This window comes from Paenibacillus sp. tmac-D7, assembly GCF_006519665.1.
Classification (GTDB): Bacteria; Bacillota; Bacilli; order Paenibacillales; family NBRC-103111; genus Paenibacillus_G; species Paenibacillus_G validus.
The window spans coordinates 1-6,842 of sequence record NZ_VIDW01000084.1; the positions used below are offsets into that span (position 1 = coordinate 1).

Here is a 6,842-nt window from a genome sequence, read left to right on the forward strand (position 1 = left end):
TGACATCGTCATAGATGGTTAATTGGCCGGAGTAGGCGGCGTAGGGGGAATGAAACATGATCTGCTGCGTGCTTTCATTCCAGCTTCCTTCAATCGGAATCGGCGTTCCGCGAAATTGGATGGTGCCTTGAATTTGTTGGTCCGGCAAAACACGCATCACGAGTTTGCCCCACACAACCGGTCTTCCGGCGACAGATGCATGAACTCCCCATATGGAAAAGGGAGGTAAACTCTTTGTACTTGTTTGAGCCGCAACGGACATGATTCATCACTCCTCAAAGTTGGATCACGTCATTATATGCGTCATCGGCAAAAATGCCAGTCACTGGGCATGAATTGTTTACAGATAACCGAACATGATCAAGTAAAAGAAGTGGACCCCTTATATTGGTTGATTCTTAATGCAGACAGGTTTCGAACAGAATTGTTTCAACCCATCCCAGTTGCCCCAGATGCAATTTTTACATCGATTCGGTTGTCTTGGGGTAGAGATAGTCCGGTTTTCAACGCTTGTACTGAATGTAGGTGACATGCAGGTATCCGCCTTTCCAAATTTATGCAAACAGCATTTAAGTTGTCCAGAAACGAATTATCCTATTCCGCCAAGCAGTAATCCGCATCGTGAAAGTTCCGCTTGGATTCGATCCCATCTACCCTTGTCCCCTGCATACAAATATCAAAGACCGGAGCTGCCCATTTTGGGCAACAGCCGGCCTTTTGGTGGTCCTATTTCTCATGATAAGTTGTCTTCGAATGATACAATGATTTTTCCAACTAACGCACGGAGCAAGTCGGACATTTGTTTAATCGGAATGCGGTTTGCAGCATTTCCTCGCTCTTCGCCGGTTGCCCCTCTGTCATGGCCGCCACCTCCTCGGGACAAAACGAAGTATGAATCGGTTCGTTTAAAAAAACTTCCGGCATTCTACCTATGGCTCGAATCGCAAACATTTTCCACGCACTGATTCTCCCAGTTGTTGCAGAAGTCCTCATATACTTGCTCTACTCCACAGTCGGATATCATGTGCCTGGCCAAAAAGTCGTACCAGAACTGGTCGAAAGACAAGGGCATCCGGGTTCCATATTGGGAACGAAGGGTTAAATAACGGTCCCAGATTTTGATTCGGAATGCTGCCAATTCATCACATCGCTCCATGTCGGTTCGCCTTTAAGCGGCGCTGGTGCCGCTGGGTATTTCTGACGTTTTCGCTCTTTCTTCGGCCATCTTTTGAAATTGTTTCGCTCTTTCCAGATGAAAGGCACGCAATTGGTCTTGATACTGAGCCATTTTCACGTGCCAGTCGTACATTTGCCTGACATAAGCGGCGTGGTCATGCGTATACATGGGCATTTCCTGTTTGATAAACTGCATTCGAAACCATTCCTCCTTGGTAGGTGAGTTTTGATGAACTTACAACACCAGTCTATGGCAGATGCATAGAAGTGAACAACGGCATCCGCCCGGTTTCTGGTCATTTTTATCGGGTTGGTTGTCTATATGAGGCGGAAACACAGCCTTTTGGGGATACCGAAAAGCTCTGCTTTTCTTCAACTTAGTTATACCATTCTTTTTCATAAATGAGTCTAATTCACCTTCATAAACATGCATTCACCACTTATCTGCGATCCGCTTGAGACGCCTGCTACGAAGCCTCGGCGCTCTGCCGTGAAGCTGTTGATGTCTCAGGTACTCGGCGGTACCTGGCTACTGGATCAGTTTTGGAAGGAGTTTTTGGAGTTCGGCATCGATTAGGCCTTCATAAGCGCTTGGCGGACCGGGAATTCCGAAGTGACGGTAGAACGCGCCATTTTACCATGGTGGCCAATCATGTGCTTGATCCCGGCAGCAAGCTGGCAGCCGAAGACTGGGTGGATCGTGAAGTTGTCATTCCACAACTGTCGTCCTTCGATGTGCAGCACGGCTATCGGGCGATGGACTTCCTGCTGGAATCCGACGAGCTTATTCAGCGTGAAGTGTTCCACAGCGTGGCCGGCCTGTTGGAAGTCGACTTGTCGCAAGTCGTCATCGGTTTCGCGGTCACCCGCGGCGAGTATTCCGATTCACTGCCGGGTATGGCCCGGCTTCAGGGAATCGTGGCATTACATTTGTAAGAAAAAGGAATCCATATGCAAATGCAAAATAAGTCTGCCCTTTACGCCATGGGTTGGATACATAAATTGTTAAATTTAGCGGCATTAAGGAGATACTAAATTACAAATGATTTATGAATACGTCAATGGATGCGATAACATGCGATAACAAGTCGAATAGAAAATATAGCATACCATAAGGTTAAGCAGTAAACATTTCAAGATTGTATTGGAAGCTGCCAAAAAGCGTGAACAGGAATTTCTTGCACCGTCTTTTTATTTTACCAACTCCCTGCCAACCTCCTCGTTTTCCATCCCGTAAAATATTTTTCTCGAAATCTTGCAACCGGAGTCCGATTTTATCCCGAAAACGTAGCGGATAGTAGAGGGATAAATGTCGCCCTCATCGCTCCTTAACAACCAAATACAATCTTATCCGGTACGTTCCCCGCATGGCCATGAAGGATAGCCACGTTGCAGGCGCGCCACGACCATTTTGTCGATTCTTGTTTTTGTATGCCTTGTTAGCAGAACCGATGGAATGCGAGCGATTTTGCCATGCAATCAATGAATGGCGGTACCATTTAAGGCGAAGACCCATACGGAGGGATAATGATACTTCCGCCCAGCCATAGCTCATCGCAATGGGGGCGGCTTGCAGCGATCCTGGAAGAGGCTGACGCCTATGAGTACAGTTAACCACTGTCCGCTGGATAAGACTTTTAGGTATGCAACCAAAACAGAGGCGGAAACAGAGATGCGCATAAGTGAAATTTTTCGGGTGCGCATCTCTGCTTTTCAGCATGTCTGAATGATCGGGAGGTCGGGTATGAACTCAAAGCTGATCAGATATAGCATGCAAATTGCGATGATTAAACAGTTATTGAATCTCTCTTTAATCACTGAAAGTGAGTTCCATCAGATCAAGGGCAAAACCATGAGAGAGTACGGCATCATTTCGGACCTGACTTCATAATTTGCACATTTGTCGGTCCGCCCAACTCTTATTATACTGATGGCGAGTTAATAAGAATGGAGGATGAGGCTATGGCGCTTGAAGTGGAAGTGATTAAAGCTAGCCGAAAAATAGCTGATCGAAACGGCGGGAAATCGTCGGATGTTCTCCGTGTTGCCCCATATGCCCGAGTAAGCACCGACTCCGAGGAGCAGTTGAACAGCTACAAGTCGCAGGTCGCTTATTATACAGATCTCGTGAGCAAGCGCAGCGACTGGGTGTTGGTTGATATGTATGCGGACGAAGCGATTACCGGCACACAGGTGACGAAGCGCGAGGATTTCCAGCGCATGATTAACGACTGCATGGACGGAAAAATCGACATGGTCATCACGAAGTCCATCTCCCGTTTTGCCAGAAACACGCTCGATACGCTGAAGTACGTCCGTATGCTAAAGGATAAGGGCGTTGCTGTATTTTTTGAAGACGAGAATATCAATACGCTGACGATGGACGGCGAGTTGTTGCTTGTCATATTGAGTTCCGTAGCGCAGCAGGAAGTCGAAAATATCTCAGCTAACGTCAAAAAGGGCTTGAAGATGAAAATGAAGCGCGGCGAGTTGGTCGGCTTCCAAAGCTGCTTGGGGTACGATTACGATCCGAGCACGAAGAAGATTTCCATCAACCAGGAAGAAGCGGAGCTTGTTCGCTATATTTTTCAGCGCTACGTTGATGGCATGGGCGCATACGTTATTGCTAAGGAATTAACCGAGGCAGGACATAAGACCAAGTATGGAAGAATTGAATGGCAGGATACGAGCATTCTTGGTATCATCAAAAATGAGAAATACAAAGGCGACTTGCTACAGGGAAAGACCTTTACCCTCGATCCCATATCCAAGAGAAGACTTGAGAATTATGGCGAGGAAGATCAGTTTTATGTCAAAAATCACCACGAGCCGATCATCAGCGAAGAAGTCTTTGAGCGGGCGCAGGCTATCCTGCATAGAAGGGGCGAGAATCGCCGTCGCGGAATGAAAGGCAAACGTGACAAATACAGCAGGAAATTTGCATTCAGCAGCATGCTGGAATGTGCGTTTTGTAAAAGCAATTTCTCGCGGCGGAGCTGGCACAGCGGAACTCCACACGAAAAGTCAGTTTGGCAGTGCGTCACCTCTACCAAAAAGGGAAAGAAGCTCTGTCCTCACAGCAAAGGCTTGGATGAGAAAATAATTGAGGACGCCTTTGTGGAGTCGTACAAATTGGTATGCCGCAATCATACGGACATTATTGATGAGCTGATGAAAAGAATGGAAGCTGTGTTCAGCGACCAGAATAGTCAAAGACGGCTGAATAAATTGATCACCGACATTCAGGCATTGGAGCAAAAACGCTGCAACTGATCGATCTGTGCTTGGATGAAAAAATCGACCGGGCAACTTACGAGCAGAAATATGCGGAGCTGGACGCTTCGTTGTCGGGATTACTTGAAGAGAAGTCTCAGTTGGAGCAATCCGCACAAGAAGAAATCGATACGGGCAAGCGGCTGGAGCATTTTCGCAAGGTGCTTCGCACGAACGAGCTCTTGCCATCGTTTGATCGCAGCGTATTTGAAAGTATTGTTGATAAAATCATCATCGGCACGAACGCCGATCCAGAGCAACCTAATCCATACAAGCTGACCTTCGTATACAAAACCGGTTTTCATAACAGCGTTCAAGGCAAAACGTGCAGTCCATTTCAAAAAAAGTCGCTGAAAAATGAAGGGAGTGAATTGTGTCCCTATTCCGAGCACGACACACGTAGAATCAGTAGCCTTGTTGGTGAGAGATGGTACAGATCACTGAGATAGCAGTGGTGGAGCGGGTTTGGGGAGTAGTACAGATTTGATAGGAATGTAAAACAGAGGCACGAAATTAATAGAGTTGACTGTTTGTTGACGAAAGAAATAGATTTATTTTTTGACAACACCTGATGCTTAAATCGGGTGTTTTTGTTTGTTAGGTAGTAACTCGGTGGAAGAAAACAATGAACCATTGAGACAAATAATCACTATTACGTGACCTTAGTAGGATCACTCGAGAATCCCTTGGGAGATTTTTGTTATATTTTGGAGGAATGCATGATTATTCGTAGAAGATATCATACATTGTTTTTTTATGGGTAGTACTCTCTACGGAAAATAAAAAAAAGCCTTCAGCATTATCACCATTAACAATGAATTTCGAAGAAAACGCTCCTATATTTTCTTATTTTATGAGGTCTTACTTTTTTGTCTCCAGTAATGGGGATAGTGACTTTACTGTTTTCTTATGTTATTTTTACTACTTTGAATATACAAGAAATTGGTGAAATATCGGTTATCTCATATGCAGGCGGACCTTTTTTTCTATTTCTCAGTATGGCTAGATACGAGAAAAGAAAATATAACAATTTTATGGAAATATAACTCCACCTTTCTTGAAAGGATTGAAATAATTGATAAGACTACTTGGTGTCATTAATAGTGATAAGGTAAATAAACAAAATGTTAAGTTTACTGTGAGTTCATTAGAATCAGCTTATAGAGATACGTGGAATACTGGGGTACCATCATTTCTTAATCACGACCATGAGAAGCCTATAGCTTGGTCAACAATAGCTGCCTTACATTTTGAGCCTGGCATGGTCAGAACTGCAAACCTTACTCATGTACCTGAAAATAATGTAGAAGTAGAAATTATAAATACGAAAATTAAAGAGTATTATCATGATAAGGTCTCGAACTTTATTTCCCCATACCGAGATAAACTTCTTAATAGAGTAAAAACAGCAGTTACGGAAAACTATAAATTTAATGCGACTGAATCGGCGTCTATTATAGACAAAGATTTAGCATTAAGAATTTTCCCGGAAATTTTTGAAACTGATGATAAAAACGGTTTGATAGACGTTTCCAAGCTAAATCCAATAGCTCCTGGGATCTTTGAGCATAGTGGGTTACTACTATATGCGAGTCCATTATTTAGAAGATCATTTTCACGCTTAAACACGTTAAATACCCCATTTTTAAGACGTTTTTTTGAGTTAAGCACAAAACCCGGTCTAATCACTAGGCTTGCCCTTGATAAAGATATGTTAGGGCTTCCGGAATCGTTACATGAGGTATTTGAATTTCAATATTGGTGGGGACCCAAATTTACTGACAAACTTGAGGATATACCATATGGTGTCACTTGTCATAAGAGCGAAGAAAAACATGAATTTTTTACTGATATTGATAGGACTGAATTTTGGTGGCATAGTCAAGATGGGAAACAAACATTTGAATGTGAGGAGGTTATCCAACGTCCAAGTTTGGGAATTAGTGATTCTGCTTATGGTTGTAGGTATGTTCACAGTATGATTGATCCAGCTTCAAATGAACCATTTCACTTAGATGGAGCTATAAGGTTTTACACGGAGGAAAAAATTTTAAATCGTTGGGATGTTGATATAAGCAATTCTGGCAAAGATACTGACTATAATAAGATTTGGCGACTTGATGGCAGCATCAATGTTTCTGAATGGAAAGAACTTATTTCCCATTATTACAGGGATAATATGTTAGTTGGAGAATACTTGGGTGGTATTGATGATAAGAAAGATTTTAAACCAGAACTACTTGAAGCCGATTCGGACAAAGTTCCTATATCTGAGTAAGTTCCATGTCATATGGAAAAAGGTGAGGGTGTACGTATCTCCTTATCTTATAAAACCAAAGATAAGGTTGAGCAATCTGGAAGAAAAATTAGAGCAACCAACTCCATCTTTATTA

General features: G+C 43.5%; 6 protein-coding genes. 5 read left to right on the plus strand and 1 reads right to left on the minus strand.

Annotated features, from left to right (window positions below):
* Positions 1 to 1,168: 1,168 nt before the first annotated feature.
* Complete coding sequence (locus FKP33_RS26235) at positions 1,169 to 1,372, minus strand: hypothetical protein (RefSeq protein ID WP_021624015.1); 204 nt, start codon at positions 1,370 to 1,372, stop codon at positions 1,169 to 1,171.
* Positions 1,373 to 1,815: 443 nt separating this feature from the next.
* On the opposite strand from FKP33_RS26235, the gene FKP33_RS26240 reads away from it, so the two are divergent.
* The 5 genes from FKP33_RS26240 (at position 1,816) to FKP33_RS26255 (ending at position 6,727) form a co-directional block, all read left to right on the plus strand.
* Positions 1,816 to 2,112, plus strand: coding sequence for a hypothetical protein (locus tag FKP33_RS26240; RefSeq protein WP_127610275.1), 297 nt, complete (start codon positions 1,816 to 1,818; stop codon positions 2,110 to 2,112).
* Positions 2,113 to 2,947: 835 nt separating this feature from the next.
* Positions 2,948 to 3,067 carry a conjugal transfer protein gene (locus tag FKP33_RS27900; protein WP_482194160.1) on the plus strand — a complete coding sequence of 40 codons (120 nt, stop codon included), beginning with the start codon at positions 2,948 to 2,950 and terminating at the stop codon, positions 3,065 to 3,067.
* Between the two features lie 71 nt (positions 3,068 to 3,138).
* Positions 3,139 to 4,449, plus strand: a complete 1,311-nt coding sequence (locus FKP33_RS26250) for a recombinase family protein (RefSeq protein WP_258313559.1) — start codon at positions 3,139 to 3,141, stop codon at positions 4,447 to 4,449.
* Positions 4,450 to 4,460: 11 nt separating this feature from the next.
* Positions 4,461 to 4,898: a hypothetical protein gene (locus FKP33_RS27905; RefSeq protein ID WP_258313560.1), complete on the plus strand. Its 438-nt coding sequence runs from the start codon at positions 4,461 to 4,463 to the stop codon at positions 4,896 to 4,898.
* A gap of 626 nt (positions 4,899 to 5,524) precedes the next feature.
* Positions 5,525 to 6,727: a hypothetical protein gene (locus FKP33_RS26255; protein WP_141336764.1), complete on the plus strand. Its 1,203-nt coding sequence runs from the start codon at positions 5,525 to 5,527 to the stop codon at positions 6,725 to 6,727.
* Positions 6,728 to 6,842: the final 115 nt, after the last annotated feature.

Coding starts and splice junctions, on each gene's coding strand:
- FKP33_RS26240 (WP_127610275.1), top strand. CDS start 1,816: ATGGTGGCCAATCATGTGCTTGATCCCGGCAGCAAGCTGGCAGCCGAA.
- FKP33_RS27900 (WP_482194160.1), top strand. CDS start 2,948: ATGCAAATTGCGATGATTAAACAGTTATTGAATCTCTCTTTAATCACT.
- FKP33_RS26235 (WP_021624015.1), bottom strand. CDS start 1,372: ATGCAGTTTATCAAACAGGAAATGCCCATGTATACGCATGACCACGCC.
- FKP33_RS26250 (WP_258313559.1), top strand. CDS start 3,139: ATGGCGCTTGAAGTGGAAGTGATTAAAGCTAGCCGAAAAATAGCTGAT.